A 20,349-nucleotide genomic window follows, 5' to 3' on the forward strand; every position below is an offset into this window, starting at 1 on the left:
GCGGCGCGCGTCAGGCGGCCGCGAGCCGGTCGGCGTCGAGCAGGCGCTCCAGCGTCTGCTCGGCCACGCCGTAGAAGGCCTTCAGCTCGGCCACCTGGGCGCGCAGCGCCTGCTGCTGGGCGGCGGGCAGCGGCTGGCGGCGGCGCACGGCCAGCACCATCTTGTTCTTGGCCGTGTGCTCGGGCGAGATGAACTCGAACACCTGGGTGTCGTAGCCCACCGACTGCAGCAGCAGCGCGCGCAGCGTGTCGGTGAGCATCTCGGCCTGCTCGGTCATGTGGATGCCGTGGCGCAGCATGGGCTGCAGCAGCGCCGGCGCATGCATCTGCGGCCGCAGCTCCTTGTGGCAGCAGGGCGAGCACACGATGATGGCCGCGCCACCGGTCACGCCGCGGTGCATGGCCACGTCGGTGGCGATGTCGCAGGCATGCAGCGCGATCATGATGTCGATGGGGCCGGCGGCATGGCTGCGCACGTCGCCGGCATCGAAGCGCAGGCCGGCCAGGCCCAGGTGCCGGGCCACGCCATTGCACTGGGCCACCAGGTCCTCGCGCAGTTCCACGCCCACGATGTCGGGCGTGCGGCCGGCGGCCACCAGGCGCTGCTGCACCGCGAAGGTGAGGTAGCCACGGCCGGCGCCGAAATCGAGCACGCGCACCGGTTCGGCAGCATCGCGCCCGGCCAGCGGCGACTGCGCAATCGCGTGGTCCAGCACCTCGACGAACTTGTTGATCTGCCGCCACTTGCGCGCCATCGCCGGGATCAGGCGGTGCTGCGCATCGGTGACGCCCAGCTCGGTGAGGAAGGGCTCGGTGAGCGACAGCGCATGCTGGCGCTGGCGGTCGTGCGCGGCGGCGGGTGCGGCCGCGGCGTTCGCGGTGTTCACGCCTTCGGCCGGCGCGTTGGCGGCCACGGTCGCGCCCGGCAGCTTGCCCACGCGCAGGCCCCACTGGCCGCGCTTGCCCATGGCCAGCTGCACATCGTGCGTGCGGGTCACCAGGTGGGCGTGGTGGAACTGGCTGGCCAGCAGCGCGGCCAGCTGGTCCACGGCCTCGGCCAGCGGCAGGTTTTTGGTGATGTCCTTGCTGCGGTGGCGCCACACCATCGACAGGTGGTCTTCGCCGCGCAGGGCCACGCGGCGGGCCAGCAGCTTCTCCAGCGTGGGCTCGGTGTCGTGCGGGCGGCCCAGCGCCAGCCGCTGGAAGCTGCCGTCGCCCAGGCTGGCGCGCAGGCGGGCGATGAACTTGTCGATGTCGGTGCCGACGGGGGTGGCGGGGGCCTGGGTCATCGCGCGATTGTCGCGCGCCATGCCGGCCTCGCCCGGCTCAGGCGGGAAACTGCACCAGCTGCAGCTCGTTGCCGTCGGGGTCGACCAGGGTGGCCAGCCAGCCGCCCCAGAACTGCTTCTCGGGCGCGCCGGTGAAGGGCACGCCGGCCGCGCTCAGCGCCGCGTGGGTGGCCACCAGGTCGTCGACGCCGAAGGACAGGCCGGTGAAGCGGCCCACCGTGGCCTGGTCTTCGGGGGATTCGTCGGGCGTCACCAGCTCGATCACCAGCTGCACCTGCCCGGTGTCGAAGCGGCAGAAGCCCTCGTCGGTGCCGTCATGCCCCAGGTCGAGGCCCAGGCGCTTCTCGTAGAAATCGCGCGCGGCGGCGATGTCGCGCACGAAGACACGCGCGGCGGCAAGTTGCATGGTGTTCCTCCCGATGCAGCGATGGTGAGCGGCATCTTGCCACCACCATCGCCGCCCGGGCACGTCCCCCCGGGTTGACACCGGGTCAGTGGCGCGCCTTGGCCTTGCCCTGGCCTGCGGCGCCGGCCGCCTTCTTGGCGCCGGCCCCGGACTTGCCCGCCTTGGCGGCCGCTGGCTTGCCCCCTCGGCCGCCACCGGTCTTGGCCGATTTGCCGGCCTTGCCACCGGCCACCGCCTTGGCGGCCTTGCCCGTCTTGGCCGTCTTGGCCGTCTTGCCGTTGGCGGCGGCCACGCGCTCGGTGCCGCTGCCCTGCAGCCAGCCCTGGCAGGCCGGCTGACCGGCCGCCTGCGCCACCGGACGGAAGCTGGCCGGGGCCGCGTCGCGCTGGAAGCACGGGCCCAGCGCCGTGGGCGGGAACTCGAACGGCGCGCCGTCCTCGATGTGGTGGGCCAGTTCGCGCAGCGGCACGTCACCCAGGTCGCGGCGCAGCGCCGCGATCAGGCGGTGGGTGGCCAGCGGCGTACTCAGCGGGCCTTCGCGCCGTGCCTGGGCGGCCGGCACCATCAGGCCGCGCAGCGTGGCCTCCAGGCCCGGGCGGCCGGCCTCGCGCAGTGCGGCGTTCCAGTGCAGGGCCAGCCACTCACCGCGGGCGGCGGGCAGTTCGGCCAGCGCCTGGGCGCCGGCACCACCGGTGGCCAGGCGCAGGTTGTCGGCGGCGCGCTCGGGCTGCGCCTGGTAGCGCGCGATCTTGCGGTTCAGCGCGGCGGCATAGTCCTCGGGCGTCCACAGCCCTTCCTTGAGCAGCAGGCGGTGCGCCAGGTAGTCGGCAAAGCCTTCGGTGAACCAGGCGCGCAGCGGGCCGTCGCCGCGACCGGCATGGGCCAGCGGGCCGAAGCGCTCGGGCATCCAGCGGCGCAGCAGCTGGCCGGCGATCAGTTCGTCGGCCTGCGGGCCGGGCAGGGCCAGGTCGGGCGGGGCCTGCAGGGCCAGCGCCCGGCCCAGCGTCATGCCACCGGCCACCGGGCCGGGCAGGGCCAGCACCGGGATCGGGGTGCGCTCGTCGTCGCGCCAGTCGCGGCGCAGGGCCGTCTGCAAGCGGGCGGCCCGCTCGGCCAGGGCGGCCGCATCGAAGGCCAGCGCGGCGCCGGCGGGCACCACGGCGGTGAGGGTCTGGCCGGCGGCGTCGGCATCGCGCCACTGCAGCGCGCCGCCGGCATACAGCGCCTGCTGCACCTGGCCGGCGGTGGCGGCAGGCCAGGACCAGCGCGCGGCCGACCCTTCGGCGCGGCCGAAATTGCTGATCCAGCGCACGGTGTCGCCGGCTTCCACGCGCAGGCAGGCCGGCAGGGTCTGGGTGCCGGGTTCCTCGGGCCAGGCCAGCACCGCGGCGCCGGTGAAGGCCGACCAGTCCGGCGTGAGCCGCAGCCCGGCCGTGCCGCCGGTGTCGGTGCCGGGCACCAGGCGCCACTGCAGCAGCACGCGCGCCTGCGCCGCATGCTGCACCTGGCGCAGCTGGGCGTCGCCGGCCACCGGCAACAGCCGCGGCGCATCCGGGTTGAGCTCGCGCAGCGCGTCCCAGCCGGCCGGCAGGCGCAGCCGGGTGCTGGTGCGCGTGCCGGCATCGAAGCCCAGGGTCACGTCCAGGGCCGGCACGGCGCGGCCGGCGGGCCGCTCGGCATCGGGCAGCGTGGCGGTGGTCAGGCGCACCTGCCACTCGAGGGCGCAGGCGGCGGCGTCGGTGGCGGCACGCAACGGCGCACCCCAGGGCAGGGTCAGCACCAGCGCCAGGGCCGGGCCGGCCAGGCGGGCGGTCAGAAGAGGCATCGGTCGGGGCCAGGGCGCGCCATGGTGACGCGGGGCGGCGAGCATAGCCCAGCCGGGACGACCACCCGGCCCGGCCATGCGGCGGTGGATCAGCCGGCGGCCTGGATGGCGCCGCGCGCGATCACCGTCACCGGGGCCGTGGCCGACAGCCGCGCCCGGGCGCCTTCGAACACCTCGCGCGCGCAGTCGTGGCAGCAGCCGCAGCACGACGAAACGCCGGTGCGGTCCTGCAGCACCTCGAAATTGTCGACGCCGGACTGCACCGCGGCAGTGATGTCACGGTCGGAAACACGGCGGCACAGGCAGACGATCATGGCGGCATCCGAAGTCGATGCCGGGATTCTGCAAGTAATGCGAATGATTCGCAATACCCAGAGTGATCCCAGGGTCGATGCACCAGCATGCCGCCACATGCCGTCACATGCCGCCACATGCCGCCGCAGGCCGGGGCTCAGCTGCCGACGTCGCCCATCTGGCTTTGCAGCCAGTTCTGCTCGCCCACCTGGGCCACCAGGCCGATCTGCGTTTCGAGGTGGTCGATGTGCTCCTCGGTGTCGTCGAGGATCTCGGTCAGCAGGTCGCGCGAGACATAGTCGCGCACCGCCTCGCAGTGCGCGATGGCCTCCTTGAGCAGGCCGTGTGAGCCCTGCTCGATCTTCAGGTCGCAGTGCAGCACCTCGACCGCGCTCTCGCCGATCATCAGCTTGCCCAGGTCCTGCAGATTGGGCAGGCCGTCGAGCATCAGGATGCGGTCCATCAGCTTGTCGGCGTGCTTCATCTCCTCGATCGACTCCTGGTACTCGTGCTTGGCGAGCTTGGTGAAGCCCCAGTTCTTCAGCATGCGGTAGTGCAGGAAGTACTGGTTGATCGCGGTGAGTTCGTTCTTCAGCTGCGCGTTCAGGTAGCGCAGCACGTCGGGATCGCCTTGCATGGCTGGGTCCTCTCAGGGTCGTGGGCGAAGGGGTGGTCGGCCGGCAGCCAAACGCGTGCCAGCCTTGCGGCATCAGCCGAGCTGGCGGCCGAGGAAGGCGAAGCTGCGGTCCCAGGCCAGCTGGGCCCAGGCCGCGTCGTACTGGGTGATGGCGATGCGGTTGCGTCCTTGGGCGGTCTCGTTGGCGAAGGCGTGGTGCGCCAGGTAGCGGTGCCCGGTGTAGGCGGTGCCGGCGGCCTTGAGTTTTTCTTCCAGCGCGTCGACGCTGGCGATCGGGAAGGCGCCGTCCTGCGTGGCCCAGTGCGCGATCAGCGGCACCTTGATCTGCGTGGCATCGATGTACTCCAGCGGCGGCAGGCCGTACCAGACCACGCCGGCATCGGCCTCGGGCACGTTGGCCAGGGCCAGCAGTGTCAGCGCGCCGCCCATGCAGAAGCCGGTGACGCCCACCTTGCCGCCGCGCGCCTTGAGGTGCTGCACCGCGCCGCGCACGTCCTGCGTGGCGGCGTCGCCGAAGTTCAGGCCGGTCATCAGGTGGTGGGCCTCCTCGGCCTCCACCGTGCTCTTGCCGCGGTACAGGTCGGGCACCAGGGCGGTGAAGCCGGCGGCGGCCAGGCGGTCGGCCACGCCGCGGATCTGGTCGTTCAGGCCCCACCATTCCTGGATCACCACCACGCCGGGGGTGCCGGCGCCGGCGTCGGCCAGGTAGCCGTTCACCGATTGCCCGTCGGGGCGCTGGAACTGGATCGTCGAACCCATGGCTGCGTGCTCCTCGTGTGTCAGTGCATCACAGGGCGGGCGGCGGCCGGGCTGGCGCCGCTCGCGCCCTAGGAACACAGCGTAACGGTTCGCGGCCACCCTTGTGTGAAGCCGGGGTGGCGGCGGGGCCGCGCCGGGGTCAGGCCAGCTTCTGCAGCATCTCGCCCATCTTCTGGTGCACCAGGTGGATCGCCTTGAGCGGCCGCACCATGACCTTGAAGTCGACGATCAGGCCCTGGTCGTCCCAGCGGATCAGGTCGATGCCGTTGACCTGGATGCCGTCCAGCTCGGTGGCGAATTCCAGCATCGCGTCATGCTCGCCGACCAGCTCGCGCAGGTAGTGGAAGGCCTCGGTGTTGAGCACCTGCATGGCGCCCATCAGGTACTTCAGCGTGATGGCCTTGCCGCGCTGCGGCGTGTGCACCACCGGCGAGTGGAAGACCACATCGTCGTGCAGCAGGCGGGCCAGCGCCTGCGGATCGCGGCTGCGCACCACCGCGTGCCACTGTTGCAGGACGGGCGGTAGCGGGCTGGGATGGGCATTCATGTCAGACGGGCCGTGGCGCTGCGGGCGCGCGGGCTTCGGGGATGGCGGGGCGGCCAGTCTGCCGTGGCCGCGCGCCGCGGCGCGTCACCTGCGCGCCAGCCGAAAGGCGGGTCGGTTGCACGCTGTTGCAGGTCCGGGCTTCAGAGTCGGCACGAGCTGGCCGAAAACCCCGTCATGTCGTGGGTCCGTGCGCACATCCGCCACCGGCGTGGCTTCACGCTGGTCGAGCTCGCCATCGTCCTGGCGGTGATCGCGCTGCTCGCGGCGGTGGCCTGGCCGAGCTACAACGCCAGCGTGCGCAAGTCGCGCCGCGTCGACGCCTACGAGGCCGTGCTGCGCATCCAGCAGGCGCAGGAACGCTGGCGCGGGCTGCAGCCCAGCTACACCGCCGCGCTGTCAGACCTGTCGCAATCGGCCAACTCGCCGGCAGGCTATTACACGCTGGCGCTGTCGGCGGCCAGCGAGACCGCCTACACCATCACCGCCACCGCGGTCAGCGGGCGCAGCCAGGCGTCCGACACCGGCTGCACCGCGCTCACCGTCACGGTCACGCGGGGCCAGGCCGTGAACGGCCAGCCGGACTGCTGGAGCCGCTGATGCCCACGCGCCGCGCCCAGACCGGCCTGACCCTCGTCGAACTGATGATGGTGGTGGTGATCGCCAGCCTGCTGCTGGCCGTCACCGCGCCGTCGATGCGCGGCCTGATCCTGCGCAACCGGCTCGAGGGCTCGGTCAACGAGCTGGGCATGGACCTGTACTACGCCCGCAGCGAGGCCCTGCGCCGGCGTGCCACGGTCAGCCTGGTGACCAACAGCACCGGCACGGCCTACACGCTGGGCACCAGCACGCTGGCGCTGAAGTCGGTGAGTCTGCCCACCGGGGTCACGCTCAGCCGCAACGTCACGGTGGCCTTCGATGGCATGCGTGGCGCCACGCAGGGGGATTCGTCGCTGGATGCGTCGGTGTCCGGCCTCACCGAGCTGGCGCTGCGCGCCTCCGTCACCGCGGTGGGGCGGGTGAGCGTGTGCACCGTCACCGGCTCGCTGCCGGGGATGCCGCGATGTTGAGGCATCCGCGCCGCCGCGGCGTCACCATCGTCGAGCTGATGGTGGGCGTGGCCGTGGGCCTGCTGGTGGTGGCCGGCGCGCTGTCGCTGTTCGTCACCCACACGGTCAACTCGGGCGTGATGCTGGGCAAGGCCCGCATGGCGCAGGACCTGCGTGCCGCGGCCGACCTGGTGGCCCGCGACCTGCGCCGTGCCGCCTACTGGGGCCATGCCATCGACGGCACGCACGCCGTGGGCGCCGGCAGCGCCGCGCCGCGCAACCCCTATGCCGCGGTCAGCGGCAGCACCAGCGACGGGCTGCGCTATGCCTTCACCCGCGACGCCAGCGAGAACGACACGCTGGACGACGCCGAGCAGTTCGGCTTTCGCGTCTACGAAGGCGTGCTGCAGATGCGCACCAGCGCCAGCACCTGGCAGGACGTGACCGACCGCCGTGCCGTGCGCATCGCCGACGACGGCCTGCGCATCACTGCCACCGCCACCACGCTGCCGCTGGGCCACCTGTGCGCGCGCACCTGCAGCGCCGGCACGCCCAACTGCCCGACCACCACGGTGCGGCGCTTCGACATCACGCTCACCGGCCAGTCCATCGCCGACACCAGCGCCACGCGCAGCGTGACCGCCACGGTGCGCCTGCGCAACGACGCGCTGGCGGGCCAGTGTCCGGCCTGAGCCCGGACCGAACCCGGCACACCCCGTCCGCCATGAACCGCTGCGCTCCCATCCGCACCCGAGCCGCCCGGCCGCATCCGCCGCGCGGCGTGGCGGCGCTGACCGTGGTGCTGGTGCTGGTGATGGCCATGATGCTGGGCACGCTGTACCTGGGGCGCAGCCTGATCTTCGGCCAGCGCAGCGCCGCCAACCAGGTGCAGGGCGTGATGGCCCGCGAGGTGGCCGAGGCCGGCATCGAGTGGGCCACCGGCATGCTCAACTCGCCCTTCGACATTGGCGGCAACTGCAGCTTCCTGACCACCACCAACACCTCGTTCCGCAAGCGCTACGTGCTCACGCGCTTCGCCGACGCCAGCAACCCCAGCACCGACGTGGTGCCGGCCACCACCACCTACCCCGGCTGCAAGATCACCGCCAACGGGCTGAGCTGCAGCTGCCCCTCGGTGCCGGCCAGCGGCAGCGCGGTGGCCGATCTGGGCAGCAGCGTGGCGCCCAGCTTCACCGTGGCCTTCGCCGCCGTGGCCGGCGACCCGGAGGCGGTGCAGGTCACCGCCTGGGGCTGCAACGCCCGCGCGGCCAGCTGCGCCCCCAGCACGGCCGCCGACGCCGAAGGCCATGCGCGCATCGCCGTGATCCTGAAGCTGCGGCCGCTGATGCGCGCCGTGCCCTCGGCACCGCTGACCTGCGGCACCACCTGCACGCTCAGCGGCTCGTACAACGTGGTCAACCGCGACATCGCCACCAACGGCATCCTGGTCAACGCCGGCAGTGCCATCAGCAGCGGCAACGGCATCTCGCTGACCTCGCTGCAGGGCCAGCCCACGGCCAACGCGCTGGTGGGCAACGATTCGTCGCTGGCGGCGCTGTCTTCCAGCGACACCACCTGCAGCAACTCGGCGATGTTCAACGCGTACTTCGGCTCGACCATCGAGCAGTACCGCAATGCGCCGTCGACCAAGGTGCTGTCGTGCACCAGCGCGTCGGACTGCCGCAGCCAGATCAACACCGCCTATGCCGACGGCTGGCGCGCGTTCTACTTCGCGTCCGACCTGCACCTGAGCGGCAACAACACCTACGGCAGCGTGACCGATCCGATCACCATCGTCACGCCCAACGCCATCGACATCAACGGCAACAACGAGTTCTGGGGCCTGATCTTCTCCAACGATGCGGCGTGGAACGACCTGGGCACCGGCTCGGCCATCATCCATGGCGCGCAGGTGTCCTGCGCGGCCTACCGCAACAACGGCAACGGCACGCTCGACTATTCGCCCGACGCGCTGAAGAACGTGCGCCGGCTGTCGGGCGTGATGGTGCGGGTGCCGGGCAGCTGGCGTGACTTCCGTGTCGACACCGACACCTTGCCCTGAGGCCCGCACGATGCCCGCCACCCTGCAACACCCCTGGCGCGGCGCCGGTGCCGGCCGCGGCTTCACGCTGCTGGAAGCGCTGGTGGCGCTGGCGCTGGTGGCCATCAGCCTGATGGGGCTGATGCGGCTGTACTCCACGCTGTCGCGCGGCGAGGACGATGCGCGCCAGCGCGGCGAGGCCGTGCTGCTGGCGCAGGACCGCCTGGAGCAGTTGCGCAGCTACACCAGCATCGATGGCGCCAGCAACAGCTGGAACACGCTGGCCAGCGGCAGCGACACCGCCAGCAGCAACACCAGCTTCACCCGGCGCTGGACGCTGGGCGGCGCCAGCACCGATCCGATGCGCGCGGTGTCGGTGCAGATGAGCTGGACCGACCGCGCCGGCGGCACGCAGCAGTTCTCGCTGGACAGCGTGATCTCGCGCACCGATCCGGCCGACGTGGGCCTGCTGGGCTTTCCGCTGCCGGCCAACACCACGCTCAAGCGGCCCAAGAACCGCAACCTCAACATCCCGGTGCCGGCCTCCGACCTGGGCAACGGCGAGAGCGCGTTCCGCCTGCCCAACACCAACTACGCGGTGGTGTTCTCCAACGAGTCGGGCTATGTGGTCAAGACCTGCAGCCTGACCACCAGCAGCAGCACCATCACGCTGGCCGACCTGAGCGGCTGCGCCACGGCCTATGCCTACATCGTGGCCGGCTACATCTCGCTGGACGGCGTCTCGAGCTTTCCGTCCGGACTGGCGGTCAACACCGCCAGCCTGACCGGCACCTCCAGCGTGACCTGCTCGGTGTCGAACGCGGTCGACCAGAGCACCGGCACGGCGATCAGCGGCTACCAGTACTACCTGTGCGTGGTGGCCGTGCCCAGCGCCGGCGCGCCCTGGTCGGGCACGGTGCGGCTGGCGGCCGGGACGCTCAACGCCGGCTCGGGCGGCAGCAGCGACCGGCTGGTCTGCCGCTTCCAGTTCCCCGCGGCGGCCGGCATCACCAACAACATGCGCAACGTGCAGCCCTACAGCGCGGTGACCGAATCGCTCGACAGCCAGAACTACGTGATCACCAACGCCAACAGCTGCCCGACGGTCAGCGGCCTGGCCACCACGCTGCACCAGGACTGCCGCAACAGCAACGCGCAGCGCGGCACCGCCTGCCCGGCCAGCTGAGGCCGGCCAGCGGAGTCCGGCCCGCCCGCGCGGGGCTCAGGCCGCCAGCCCGAGCGAGGGGCAGCCGGCCAGCAGCACGCGGTTGCGGCCGGCCGATTTGGCGCGCAGCAGGGCCTGGTCGGCAGCCTGCAGCAAGGCCTCGACACCGGCGCCCTCGGCGCGCGACTCACCCGCACCGGCACAGCCCGGCGCGGCACTGTCGGCCACGCCGGCAGAGAAGCTCAGCCTCTGCAGCGGGTGGCCGTCCACCGCCAGCGTCGCCTGGCGCCAGCGGCGCAGCAAGGCCTGCGCCTTGCGCTGGGCCGATGCAGCGGTCGAGCGCGGCAGCAGCAGGCAGAACTCCTCGCCCCCGTAGCGGCAGGCCAGGTCGCTGCGCCGCAGGCTGCTGCCCAGCAGGCGGCCGAATTGCGCCAGCAGCGCATCGCCCACCTGGTGGCCATGGCGGTCGTTGACCTGCTTGAAATGGTCGAGGTCGATGATCACCACCGCCAGCGGCACGCTGGCGCGCTGCGCCGCCGCCAGCATGGCCGGCAGCACCTCGTTGAGGTGGCGTCGGTTGTACAGGCCGGTCAGCGCGTCGACGATGGCCTGCTGGCGCAGCGCCTCCTGCAGCTGCTGCACCTCGGCGATGCGCTGGGCCAGCTGCTCGTTGATCTCGGCCAGCTTGGCGCGCGAGCGCTCGGTGAGGCGGCGCTTGGCCTGGCTGTCCTGCAGCCGGTGGGTCAGGCGCAGCATCTCGGTCTGCAGCACGGCCGAGCGGTAGTGCGCGCGGTGCGCCTGCTCGTCCTGGCGCTGGTGCAGCACCTGCCAGCGGCGCAGGTCGGCCAGCGCGGCCGCGGTGTCGCCGCACTCGGCATGCAGCGACGAGGCCTTCTGGAAGTACTGGCAGCGGATGCGCAGGCTCAGGCCTTCGACCGTGTCATCGTCGGCCAGCGCGCGCAGCCCGGCCAGGTGCTCGCGTGCCTGGTTCAGCCGGCCCTGCATCCAGGCCAGCATGGCCAGCGCCACGCCGCGCTCCAGCCGCTCGTCGGGCAGGAGCGGCGCCGGCTCGGCCAGCATGCGCTGCACCAGCCGGGCGCCCAGGTCGTGGTCGCCGGCCGACAGCGCGGCGATGGCCAGCGGCTCGAAGTGCAGCGCATTGCGGCCGCGGCCGGTGGCGTCGGTGGGCATGGCCAGCACCGCGGCGATGTCGGGCAGCGCCTCGGTCGGCCGGCCCATGTCGGTGAGGATGATGATGCGGTTGATCAGCAGGGCGCAGCGCACGAAGGGGTTGCGCATGCCCTCGCAGCGCAGCAGGCCCTGGTTGGCATGGCGCAGCGCCTGGTCGCAATCGCCCAGCTGGGTCAGCTCGTTGGCCAGGTTGCAGTGCAGCACGGCATCGAAGCCGTTGCCGCTGCGCGGGCTGGCGTCGCGCAGGGCCTCGTGCATGTAGGCGATGGCCTGCTCGCTCTGGCCCAGCGAGGCATAGCAGCCGCCGATGGTGTTCAGCAGCACGGCGCGGTCATGGTGGCGCAGCAGCTGCAGGCCCTCGTCGCGCACCGGCAGCACCAGGTCGATGGCGGCGCGGAACTGGCCGGCGCGCCACAGCGTGCGCGCCAGGCCGGCGGTGGCCAGGATCACGCCCGGCCGTTCGGCCAGCGCGGCGAAGGCGTCCACGGCCTGGCGCAGCTCGTGCTCGGAGTCGGCCAGCGTGCCGTAGTAGTGCAGGTGCAGGCCGCGGGTCAGACGGGCCCAGGCCTCGGCACGGCGGTCGCCGTCCTGGCTGGCGCGGTCGAGGGCGCGGTTGGCCGCCGCGAAGGCGCGTGCCGAGTCGCCCAGCAGCATCGACCACGCGCGCCGGGCCTGGCGCAGGGTGGCAGAGGGGTGGGCCGTCGACGGCAAAGGCGGCATCCGCCCATTATCAGGTCGGTGTGCCCTGCGCCGGCAAGCCCCGGCTTCCCCCAGGCGGTTGCGGCGGCTGCGGCAGCTGCGGCTGCGGCGGCGGCCGGGTGCGGTCAGTCGGTCCAGCCTTCGCGCCAGGCCATGCGCGCCAGCTCGAAGTCGCTGCTGGTGCCGAACTTGGCCTTCACCTGGTAGTGCAGGTTGTGCACCGTCTTGACGCTCAGGTGCAGGGCCTCGGCGATCTGCTGCGCGCTGGTGCCCGCCAGCAGCAGGCGCAGCACCTCCAGCTCGCGCGGGGTCAGGCCCTGGGCGGCGCCGCCGGCCTCGTCCAGCAGGCGGGCCGCCACCTCGCCGGCCAGGTCGGGGCTGATGATGCGGCGCTGCGCCGCCACCTCGCGCACCGCGTGCACCAGCAGCGCGGGGTCGCTGCTCTTGGTGACATAGCCCAGCGCGCCGGCCTTCAGCGCCTGCGTGGCCCACAGCGGATCGCGGTGCATGCTGAAGGCCAGGCAGCGGCACTGCGGGTCGCGCTGGCGCAGCCGGGTGATCAGCTCCAGCCCGCCCATGCCGGGCAGGGCCAGGTCGATGACCATCACCTGGGGCTTGAGCTGGCGCCACAGGTTCAGCGCCTCGGTGGCGTCGGCGGCCTCGGCCACCACGCGCAGGTCGTCCTCGGTCTGCAGCATGCGGCGGTAGCCTTCGCGCACCACGGCATGGTCGTCGACCAGCATCACTTCGATCATGCGTTGCTCCTTTCGTCGGGGGTGGGGCGCGGGGGCGCGGTGGCCGGCAGCGGCAGGCGCACGGCCAGGCGCATGCCGCCGGCGGCCGGCAGATCCAGGGCTAGCGCGCCGGCCAGGGCCTGCACCCGCTCGTGCATGCCCAGCAGGCCGTGGCCGGGCGTGGGACCGGCCGGACCGGGGCCGCGGCCGTCGTCCACCACCTCGATCAGCAGCACCGGCAAGCCGTCCGGCGGCCCGGCAGGCCGCACCTGCAGACTGACCTGGGCGCGCTGGGCCTGGCCGTGGCGTGCGGCATTGGTCAGGCCTTCCTGCACGATGCGGTAGACATGCACGGCCATCGCGGCGGGCACGGCGGCCAGCGGGTCGGCGGCGGCTGCCGCCTCGGGCAGCGCCAGCGTGCAGCGCAGCGGCAGGCCATCGGTGCGGCGCCGCGGCTGGGCCACCAGCCCCTGCAGCGCGGCGGCCAGGCCGAAGCGGTCCAGCGCCGTGGGCCGCAGCGCCTGCAGCACGCCTTGCAGGCCGTCGAGCAGTTGCGCGCCCAGTTCGGCGATGCGCGCGGCGCCGTCCTTCAGGCCGTTGGCCTGGGCGCGGCCGGCCAGCATGCCCACCACCGCCGCCTCGGCGCGCAGGGCGGTGAGGCTCTGGCCCATCTCGTCATGCAGCTCGCGGGCGAGGTTGCGGCGCTCTTCCTCGCGCGTGTCGAGCAGGCGCGCGGCCAGGCGGCGCTGCTCGGCCAGCACCGATTGCCAGCGCTCGGCCAGGCGGTTGAAACGCTCGGCGATGTCGCGCAGCTCGCGCAGGCGTGGCACCGGCAGGCGCACCGCCAGATCACCCGCCTCCAGCTGCGCCAGCGCGGCCAGGATGCGGCGCGTGGGCTTGAGCGCGCGCTCGACCGGCAGCACCACGGCCGCCACCAGCGCCGCCAGCACCGCACCCAGGCCCAGCCAGGTGACGATGCGCTGCAGCCAGGCCTCGCCCACGCTGGCCCAGTACACCCCCACCTCGAGCACCCCGACGCGGATGCCGTCGGGCAGCAGCAGCGACATCTCCAGCCGCGCGCGCGCCAAGTCGTGTGGCTGCAGCAGCGCGCCCAGGCGCTGGCCCAGCGGCGACGGCGGGCTGGCGGCGCCGCAGCGCTGCGGCTGGGCACGGCGCTGCAGGTCGATCACCTGCACGCACAGCGGCACACGCTGCTCCAGCTCGGCCAGGCCGTCCAGGCTGACGGCGGGCAGCGGCTCGCGGTCGAAGGGGTTGGTGCTGCGCGACAGCGTGTGGAGCACCAGGCGCGTGGCCAGGCGGGCGGTGGCGGGCAGGGTGTCCAGCGCGTCGCGGCGCAGGCGCCAGCCTTCCCAGCCGGCCAGCAGCAGCACCAGCACGGCCACCAACAGCAGCCAGCGGCGCAGCAGCGTGCGGGGCAGGTTCAGCGCCGGGGCCACCGCAGCCGCGGTGGCGGGACTTGCGGCGGGCTCTGGCGGGGGCGGGTCGGAGGCCAGCGGATCGGTCATCGGGGCGTGGCGGGCAGGGCGCCGGCATCTTGCCCCATGCCGCGCCGATGCCGCAGTCCGCCGCGCCCCGCGCCACGCGGCCGGGCAAGCTGCCCGTGCGGCGGCATCGGGCGCGGCGCCGGTGCCCCGGCCGGGCCGTGGCTCAGGCGATCACGGCGCCGTACAGGCCGGTGACCTTCTCCATCACGGTCAGCAGGTTCTCGCTGGTGACGAACACGTCCGACGACGCACGGGCATCGGGCTTGCCAGGCTCCAGCCGGGCCAGCGCGCGGTCGAAGTACAGCCACTGCGCGTCGGCCAGCTGCAGCTCGTCGTGGATGCGGCGGGTGGATTCGGGCGCGGCGCGCAGTTCCTTCATCGCGGCGATGAATTCGGTGCGTGCCTGTTGCAGCTCGGTGGGCGCGGCGCCGGTGGCGATGCCCAGGCCGGCGGCCAGGTACAGCTTGGCCATGCGCTGGCTGAGCATGCGCTGGCGGCCCGACACGTTGATCAGCCGGCCCAGCGGCTTGCCCGACACCTGCTGCGCCTGCACGGTGCACTGGTGCGCGAGCTGCAGCACCCGGGCATCGCGCGCCACCACCTGGCCGGCACCGGCCACCGAGGGCGCGGCGGCGGTCAGGGCCTGGCGGTAGTCGGCCCAGGCGGCGTCCAGGCCGCGGAAGGTCTCGGCGAACTCGGGCGCCGGGAAGAAGCCACGCAGCTCATCGAGTTGGCGCACGAACAGTGCCTGCGAACGCTCCAGTGCGCGGCGGGCCGAATCGACCTCCACGCCCTGGGCCAGCGCCAGGTAGGCCTTGCTCATGCGCTGCGACAGCATGCGCTGGCGGCCGGCCTTGTTGATGGCCTCGTTGACATCCAGGCCCTGGGCCCGCGCCAGGGGCGTGCAGCCCAGGCCGGCCAGCAGCACGCCACGCCGATCGATGCTCACGATCACACTCCATGTGACAAATGTCGCAGGTTTAGCAAGCGACGTGCCCGCGCGGCCGATGGCGCGGCCGCGCGGGGTGGTTCACAAGGGTTGTCGGCGTCTGTCCGTGATGCTTGAGTGTTATGTCGGCGCGCCGCCGGCCATCACATGCTGCGGCGGTACTGCCCGCCCACCTCGAACAGCGCGTTGGTGATCTGGCCCAGGCTGCAGCAGCGCACGGCCTCCATCAGCACGTTGAACACGTTGCCGTTGTCGATCACCGCCTGCTGCAGGCGCTGCAGCATGGCCGGTGCCTCGGCGGCGTGGCGGGCATGGAAGTCGGCCAGACGGGTGAGCTGGCTTTGCTTTTCTTCCTCGGTGCTGCGGGCCAGCTCGATGCTCTCGGGCACCGGGTCGCCATGCGGGTTGCGGAAGGTGTTGACGCCGATGATGGGGTACTCGCCGGTGTGCTTGAGCATCTCGTAGTGCATGCTCTCTTCCTGGATCTTGCTGCGCTGGTAGCCGGTCTCCATCGCGCCCAGCACGCCGCCACGCTCGGCGATCTTCTCGAATTCGGCCAGCACGGCCTCTTCCACCAGCTCGGTGAGTTCGTCGATGACGAAGGCGCCCTGGCTGGGGTTCTCGTTCTTGGCCAGGCCCCACTCGCGGTTGATGATCAGCTGGATGGCCATGGCGCGGCGCACGCTGTCTTCGGTGGGCGTGGTGATGGCCTCGTCGAAGGCGTTGGTGTGCAGGCTGTTGCAGTTGTCGTAGATCGCGATCAGCGCCTGCAGCGTGGTGCGGATGTCGTTGAACTGGATCTCCTGGGCATGCAGGCTGCGGCCGCTGGTCTGGATGTGGTACTTCAGCTTCTGGCTGCGTTCGTTGGCGCCATAGCGGTCGCGCATGGCCACGGCCCAGATGCGGCGCGCCACGCGGCCCAGCACGGTGTACTCGGGGTCCATGCCGTTGCTGAAGAAGAAGCTGAGGTTGGGCGCGAAGTCATCGATGTGCATGCCGCGCGCCAGGTACGCCTCCACGAAGGTGAAGCCGTTGGAGAGCGTGAAGGCCAGCTGCGAGATCGGATTGGCCCCGGCCTCGGCAATGTGGTAGCCCGAGATGCTCACCGAGTAGAAGTTGCGCACGTTGTGGTGCACGAAGTACTCGGCGATGTCGCCCATCACCTTCAGGCTGAACTCGGTGCTGAAGATGCAGGTGTTCTGGCCCTGGTCTTCCTTCAGGATGTCGGCCTGCACCGTGCCGCGCACATTGGCCAGCGCCCATTCGCGGATCTTCTCGATCTCGGTGTCGGTGGGCGCGCGGCCGTTGTCGGCGCTGAACTTCTCGATCTGCTGGTCGATCGCCGCGTTCATGAACATCGCCAGGATGCTGGGCGCCGGGCCGTTGATCGTCATGCTGACGCTGGTGGCCGGGTGGCACAGGTCGAAGCCCGAGTACAGCACCTTCAAATCATCCAGCGTGGCGATGCTGACGCCCGAGTTGCCCACCTTGCCGTAGATGTCGGGCCGGCGGTCGGGGTCGTTGCCGTACAGCGTGACCGAATCGAAGGCGGTGGACAGGCGCTTGGCCGGCATGCCCTCGCTCACCAGCTTGAAGCGCCGGTTGGTGCGGAAGGCGTCGCCCTCGCCGGCGAACATGCGGGTCGGGTCCTCGTTCTCGCGCTTGAACGCGAACACGCCGGCCGTGTACGGGAAGCTGCCCGGCACGTTGTCCAGCATCAGCCACTTCAGCAGCTCGCCGTGGTCTTCGTAGGGCGGCAGGTAGACCTTGCGCACCTTGTTGCCGCTGAGCGTGGTGTGGACCAGGCCGGTGCGGATCTCCTTGTCGCGGATCTTCACCACGTACTCGTCGCCGCCGTAGGCCTTGACCATCTCGGGCCACTGCGCCAGCAGCTTGGCCGCATCGGGCGCCAAGCGGGTGGCGCGCGCGTCGGCCAGGCGCAGCACGGTGTTCTTGGCGCCGTCGCGCGTGGGATCGTCGGCGTGCAGCATGTCGGCGGTGGCGCGCAGCTGCTGGATCTCGCGGGCGAGGGTGGCCTGCTGGCGCGCGCGGGCCTTGTAGCCGCGCACGGTGTCGGCGATGTCGGCCAGGTAGCGCACCCGCGCGGCCGGCACCACGGGGGTCTGGTGCGTGCTGTGGCGCGTGGCCACGCGCGGCAGGCGGCCCTCGGGCACGGGCAGCTGCAGGCCCTTGGCCACCAGGCGGTCGCGCAGCGCCTGGTACAGCGCGGTGACACCGTCGTCGTTGAAGCGGCTGGCCATGGTGCCGTAGACCGGCATCTGCTCGGCCGGCACGGTGAAGGCCTCGCGGTTGCGCTGCACCTGCTTGGCCACGTCGCGCAGCGCATCGGCCGCACCCTTGCGGTCGAACTTGTTGATGGCCACGAACTCGGCGAAGTCCAGCATGTCGATCTTCTCGAGCTGGCTGGCGGCGCCGAACTCGGGCGTCATCACGTACATCGGCACGTCCACCAGCGGCACGATGGCGGCGTCGCCCTGGCCGATGCCCGAGGTCTCGACGATCACCAGGTCGAAGCCCGCCACCTTGGCCGCGGCGATCACGTCGGGCAGCGACTTGCTCACCTCGCTACCGGTGTCGCGCGTGGCGAGTGAGCGCATGTAGATGCGGGCGCCGTCGCGCCACGGCGAGATCGCGTTCATGCGGATGCGGTCGCCCAGCAGCGCGCCGCCGCTCTTGCGCCGGCTCGGGTCGATGCTGATCACGGCCACGCGCAGCGCATCGTTCTGGTCCAGGCGCAGCCGGCGGATCAGCTCGTCGGTCAGGCTGCTCTTGCCGGCGCCGCCGGTGCCGGTGATGCCCAGCACCGGTGCGGTGCGGGTCTTGGCCTGGGCGTGCAACTCGGCCACCAGCGCCGGATCGGCATCGCCGTTCTCCAGTGCGGTGATCAGCTGGGCCAGCGCGCGCCAGTGGGCCTCGGTGTGGCCCTGGATGGCCGCCAGCGTCGTGGGCGCGTGGCTGGACAGGCTCTTGTCGCAGCGCATCACCATCTCGCCGATCATGCCGGCCAGGCCCATGCGCTGGCCGTCCTCGGGGCTGTAGATGCGCACGCCGCGCTCGGCCAGCGCGCGGATCTCGGCCGGCACGATCACGCCGCCGCCGCCGCCGAAGACCTGGATGTGCTCACCGCCGCGCGCGCGCAGCAGGTCGACCATGTAGGCGAAGTACTCGTTGTGGCCGCCCTGGTAGCTGCTGACCGCGATGCCCTGCACGTCCTCCTGCAGCGCGGCGGTGACCACCTCGTCCACCGAGCGGTTGTGGCCCAGGTGGATGACCTCGGCGCCCATGCCCTGCAGTATGCGCCGCATGATGTTGATGGCCGCGTCGTGGCCGTCGAACAGGCTGGCGGCGGTGACGAAGCGCACCTTGTGCGCCGGGCGGTAGTTGGCCAGCGACTGGTACTCGGCGGACAGGTCGGTCATGCGGGTCTCCTGGAATCGTCGGTGTGTGAGGGCAGGGCACCGCCCGACGGCGAGTCTAGGGCGGGGCGCCCGGCGCCGCGATGGCGGCAATGATCACGGTCCTGACGCGTTTTGCCACAATGCAGCCCGTCATGGCTGCCGCCGCACCTGCCACCAACACCACCGTGTCGATCGCCTTCGTGCGGGGCGCGGTGCAGCGCCTGGCCCCGGCCGTGGCGGCCGCCGCTTTGCAGGAGGCGCAGATCGACCCCGCACTGCTGGCCCGGCCCGACGGCCGCGTGCCGGCGGCCGCCTTCGCCCGGCTGTGGATGGCCATCGCCCGGCAGATCGACGACGAGTACTTCGGCCTCGACGCCCGGCGCATGAAGGTGGGCGCTTTTGCCATGCTGTGCCACGCGCTGGCGGGCCAGGCCACGCTGGACCGTGCACTGCGCATGGCGCTGCGCGGCTTCAACCTGTTTTTCGACGACATCGCCGCCACGCTGCGCGTGTCGGGCGGCCAGGCCACGGTGCTGATCGACAACCGCATCCAGCCGCCCGAGGCGCGCCTGTTCGCCGAGGAGACGCTGCTGGTGATGCTGCACGGCCTGGTGTGCTGGCTGGCCGGCCGGCGCGTGCCGCTGTCGCGCCTGGACTGGGCCCATCCCAGGCCGGCCCACGCCGACGAGTACCGCCGCATGTTCTCGCCGCTGCTGCACTTTGACGCGCTGTCCACGGCGATGAGCTTCGATGCGCGTGCCCTGCAGGCGGTGGTGCAGGTGGATGCCACGGCGCTGAAGGCCTTCTTGCGCGATGCGCCGCAGAGCGTGTTCCTGAAGCAGGTGGCCGCCAGCGGCTGGAGCGACCGCGTACGCCGCCAGTGCCGCGAGGCCCTGGCCCGCGCCGAGCCGGCGCCCACGCTGGACACGCTGGCTGGCAGCCTGGGCCTGAGCCCGGCCACGCTGCGCCGCCGCCTGGCCGACGAAGGCGCCACCTGGCAGCAGTTGAAGGACGCCGTGCGCCGGGAGCTGGCGCTGCAGCACCTGGCCGAGGGCCGGCTGACGGTGGACGAGATCGCCGCGCGCCTGGGCTTCGAGGACGCCAGCACCTTCTACCGCGCCTTCCGCAAGTGGACTGGCCAGGCGCCGGGCGCGTGGCGGGCCGCCGCGGGCACGGGTGAGGCCGCCGTGGGTAGCATGCCGGCATGAGCAAGGCCTTCACCAAGGAGCCCGCGGGCGACGACGACGAGGACGGCGAGGGCGGTGGCCTGCCGCCGCTGCCCCCCGGCACCAAGAACTACATGACGCCGCAGGGCTACCAGCGCCTGCGCGCCGAACTGCTGCACCTGATCGACGACGAGCGGCCCAAGATGGTGGAAACCGTGTCGTGGGCGGCCAAGAACGGCGACCGCAGCGAGAACGGCGACTACCTGTACGGCAAGAAGCGCCTGCGCGAGATCGACCGCCGCATCCGCTTCCTGACCAAGCGGCTGGACATCGCCGAGGTGGCCGACCCCAGCGCCCACCACGGCAGCGACCAGGTGTTCTTCGGCGCCACCGTCACCTACGCCAACAGCCGCGGCGACGAGCGCACGATCACCATCAAGGGCATCGACGAGGCCGATGCACTGGCCGGCGAGGTGAGCTGGATCGCGCCGATTGCCCGCGCGTTGATCAAGAGCCGCGAGGGCGACGAAGTGAGGCTGCAGACGCCCGGCGGCGTGGAGACGCTGGAGGTGATCGCCGTGGTCTATCCGGCGCCTGGCGACCGCGCCTGAGCACAGCATGGGCCGTCACCCGGCCCCAGAAACCACGCGGCGCCCGACTGCGGGTGCAGTGCGGGCG

At 72.0% G+C, this 20,349-nt stretch carries 19 protein-coding genes; 7 read left to right on the forward strand and 12 right to left on the reverse strand.

Annotation, left to right across the window (positions count from 1 at the left end):
• Positions 1 to 10 precede the first annotated feature (10 nt).
• The 7 genes from AACH10_RS09430 to AACH10_RS09460 form a co-directional block, all read right to left on the reverse strand.
• Positions 11 to 1,288 (reverse strand): class I SAM-dependent methyltransferase, encoded by a 1,278-nt coding sequence (locus AACH10_RS09430; protein ID WP_341410133.1) that lies wholly within the window; start codon positions 1,286 to 1,288, stop codon positions 11 to 13.
• Between the two features lie 37 nt (positions 1,289 to 1,325).
• Entirely contained in the window at positions 1,326 to 1,694 is a 369-nt protein-coding gene (locus AACH10_RS09435) for a VOC family protein (RefSeq protein ID WP_341410134.1), read from the reverse strand.
• A gap of 85 nt (positions 1,695 to 1,779) precedes the next feature.
• The gene (locus AACH10_RS09440) at positions 1,780 to 3,519 is read right to left on the reverse strand and encodes a M61 family metallopeptidase (RefSeq protein WP_341410135.1); all 1,740 of its coding nucleotides are present in this window, start codon (positions 3,517 to 3,519) and stop codon (positions 1,780 to 1,782) included.
• 89 nt (positions 3,520 to 3,608) lie between these two features.
• On the reverse strand, positions 3,609 to 3,833 hold the full coding sequence (locus tag AACH10_RS09445) for a (2Fe-2S)-binding protein (RefSeq protein ID WP_341410136.1): 225 nt from the start codon (positions 3,831 to 3,833) through the stop codon (positions 3,609 to 3,611).
• Between the two features lie 137 nt (positions 3,834 to 3,970).
• Positions 3,971 to 4,450, reverse strand: coding sequence for a bacterioferritin (gene bfr / locus AACH10_RS09450; RefSeq protein ID WP_341410137.1), 480 nt, complete (start codon positions 4,448 to 4,450; stop codon positions 3,971 to 3,973).
• 72 nt (positions 4,451 to 4,522) lie between these two features.
• Positions 4,523 to 5,209 carry a dienelactone hydrolase family protein gene (locus AACH10_RS09455; protein WP_341410138.1) on the reverse strand — a complete coding sequence of 229 codons (687 nt, stop codon included), beginning with the start codon at positions 5,207 to 5,209 and terminating at the stop codon, positions 4,523 to 4,525.
• A gap of 139 nt (positions 5,210 to 5,348) precedes the next feature.
• Complete coding sequence (locus AACH10_RS09460) at positions 5,349 to 5,756, reverse strand: nuclear transport factor 2 family protein (protein ID WP_341410139.1); 408 nt, start codon at positions 5,754 to 5,756, stop codon at positions 5,349 to 5,351.
• A gap of 174 nt (positions 5,757 to 5,930) precedes the next feature.
• On the opposite strand from AACH10_RS09460, the gene AACH10_RS09465 reads away from it, so the two are divergent.
• Genes AACH10_RS09465 through AACH10_RS09485 form a run of 5 tightly spaced genes read left to right on the forward strand, consistent with a single transcriptional unit; the run spans position 5,931 to position 10,029 of the window.
• The gene (locus tag AACH10_RS09465) at positions 5,931 to 6,353 is read left to right on the forward strand and encodes a type IV pilin protein (RefSeq protein WP_341410140.1); all 423 of its coding nucleotides are present in this window, start codon (positions 5,931 to 5,933) and stop codon (positions 6,351 to 6,353) included.
• On the forward strand, positions 6,353 to 6,823 hold the full coding sequence (locus AACH10_RS09470; RefSeq protein WP_341410141.1) for a pilus assembly FimT family protein: 471 nt from the start codon (positions 6,353 to 6,355) through the stop codon (positions 6,821 to 6,823). Before AACH10_RS09465 ends, AACH10_RS09470 begins: the two co-directional genes overlap by 1 nt.
• Positions 6,817 to 7,494, forward strand: coding sequence for a PilW family protein (locus AACH10_RS09475; RefSeq protein WP_341410142.1), 678 nt, complete (start codon positions 6,817 to 6,819; stop codon positions 7,492 to 7,494). Before AACH10_RS09470 ends, AACH10_RS09475 begins: the two co-directional genes overlap by 7 nt.
• A 32-nt stretch (positions 7,495 to 7,526) precedes the next feature.
• Complete coding sequence (locus AACH10_RS09480; protein ID WP_341410143.1) at positions 7,527 to 8,864, forward strand: pilus assembly PilX family protein; 1,338 nt, start codon at positions 7,527 to 7,529, stop codon at positions 8,862 to 8,864.
• 10 nt (positions 8,865 to 8,874) lie between these two features.
• A complete protein-coding gene (locus AACH10_RS09485) occupies positions 8,875 to 10,029 on the forward strand; it encodes a type IV pilus modification PilV family protein (protein WP_341410144.1) in 1,155 nt (384 codons plus the stop codon).
• A gap of 36 nt (positions 10,030 to 10,065) precedes the next feature.
• On the opposite strand, the gene AACH10_RS09490 is transcribed toward AACH10_RS09485, so the two are convergent.
• The 5 genes from AACH10_RS09490 to icmF form a co-directional block, all read right to left on the reverse strand.
• Positions 10,066 to 11,919 (reverse strand): tetratricopeptide repeat-containing diguanylate cyclase, encoded by a 1,854-nt coding sequence (locus AACH10_RS09490; protein WP_341410145.1) that lies wholly within the window; start codon positions 11,917 to 11,919, stop codon positions 10,066 to 10,068.
• 104 nt (positions 11,920 to 12,023) lie between these two features.
• On the reverse strand, positions 12,024 to 12,653 hold the full coding sequence (locus AACH10_RS09495; RefSeq protein ID WP_341410146.1) for a response regulator transcription factor: 630 nt from the start codon (positions 12,651 to 12,653) through the stop codon (positions 12,024 to 12,026).
• The gene (locus AACH10_RS09500) at positions 12,650 to 14,158 is read right to left on the reverse strand and encodes a histidine kinase (RefSeq protein ID WP_341410147.1); all 1,509 of its coding nucleotides are present in this window, start codon (positions 14,156 to 14,158) and stop codon (positions 12,650 to 12,652) included. The genes AACH10_RS09495 and AACH10_RS09500 overlap by 4 nt, the downstream gene beginning before the upstream one ends.
• Positions 14,159 to 14,300: 142 nt before the next feature.
• Entirely contained in the window at positions 14,301 to 15,086 is a 786-nt protein-coding gene (locus AACH10_RS09505; protein WP_341410148.1) for a type IV pili methyl-accepting chemotaxis transducer N-terminal domain-containing protein, read from the reverse strand.
• A gap of 143 nt (positions 15,087 to 15,229) precedes the next feature.
• Complete coding sequence (gene icmF, locus AACH10_RS09510) at positions 15,230 to 18,526, reverse strand: fused isobutyryl-CoA mutase/GTPase IcmF (RefSeq protein ID WP_341410149.1); 3,297 nt, start codon at positions 18,524 to 18,526, stop codon at positions 15,230 to 15,232.
• Positions 18,527 to 18,657: 131 nt separating this feature from the next.
• On the opposite strand from icmF, the gene AACH10_RS09515 reads away from it, so the two are divergent.
• Both AACH10_RS09515 and greB read left to right on the forward strand, forming a co-directional pair.
• Positions 18,658 to 19,713, forward strand: coding sequence for an AraC family transcriptional regulator (locus AACH10_RS09515; RefSeq protein ID WP_341410150.1), 1,056 nt, complete (start codon positions 18,658 to 18,660; stop codon positions 19,711 to 19,713).
• Positions 19,710 to 20,282 carry a transcription elongation factor GreB gene (gene greB / locus AACH10_RS09520; RefSeq protein ID WP_341410151.1) on the forward strand — a complete coding sequence of 191 codons (573 nt, stop codon included), beginning with the start codon at positions 19,710 to 19,712 and terminating at the stop codon, positions 20,280 to 20,282. The genes AACH10_RS09515 and greB overlap by 4 nt, the downstream gene beginning before the upstream one ends.
• Positions 20,283 to 20,349 lie beyond the last annotated feature (67 nt).

This window comes from Pseudaquabacterium inlustre, assembly GCF_038066595.1.
Classification (GTDB): domain Bacteria; phylum Pseudomonadota; class Gammaproteobacteria; order Burkholderiales; family Burkholderiaceae_C; genus Pseudaquabacterium; species Pseudaquabacterium inlustre.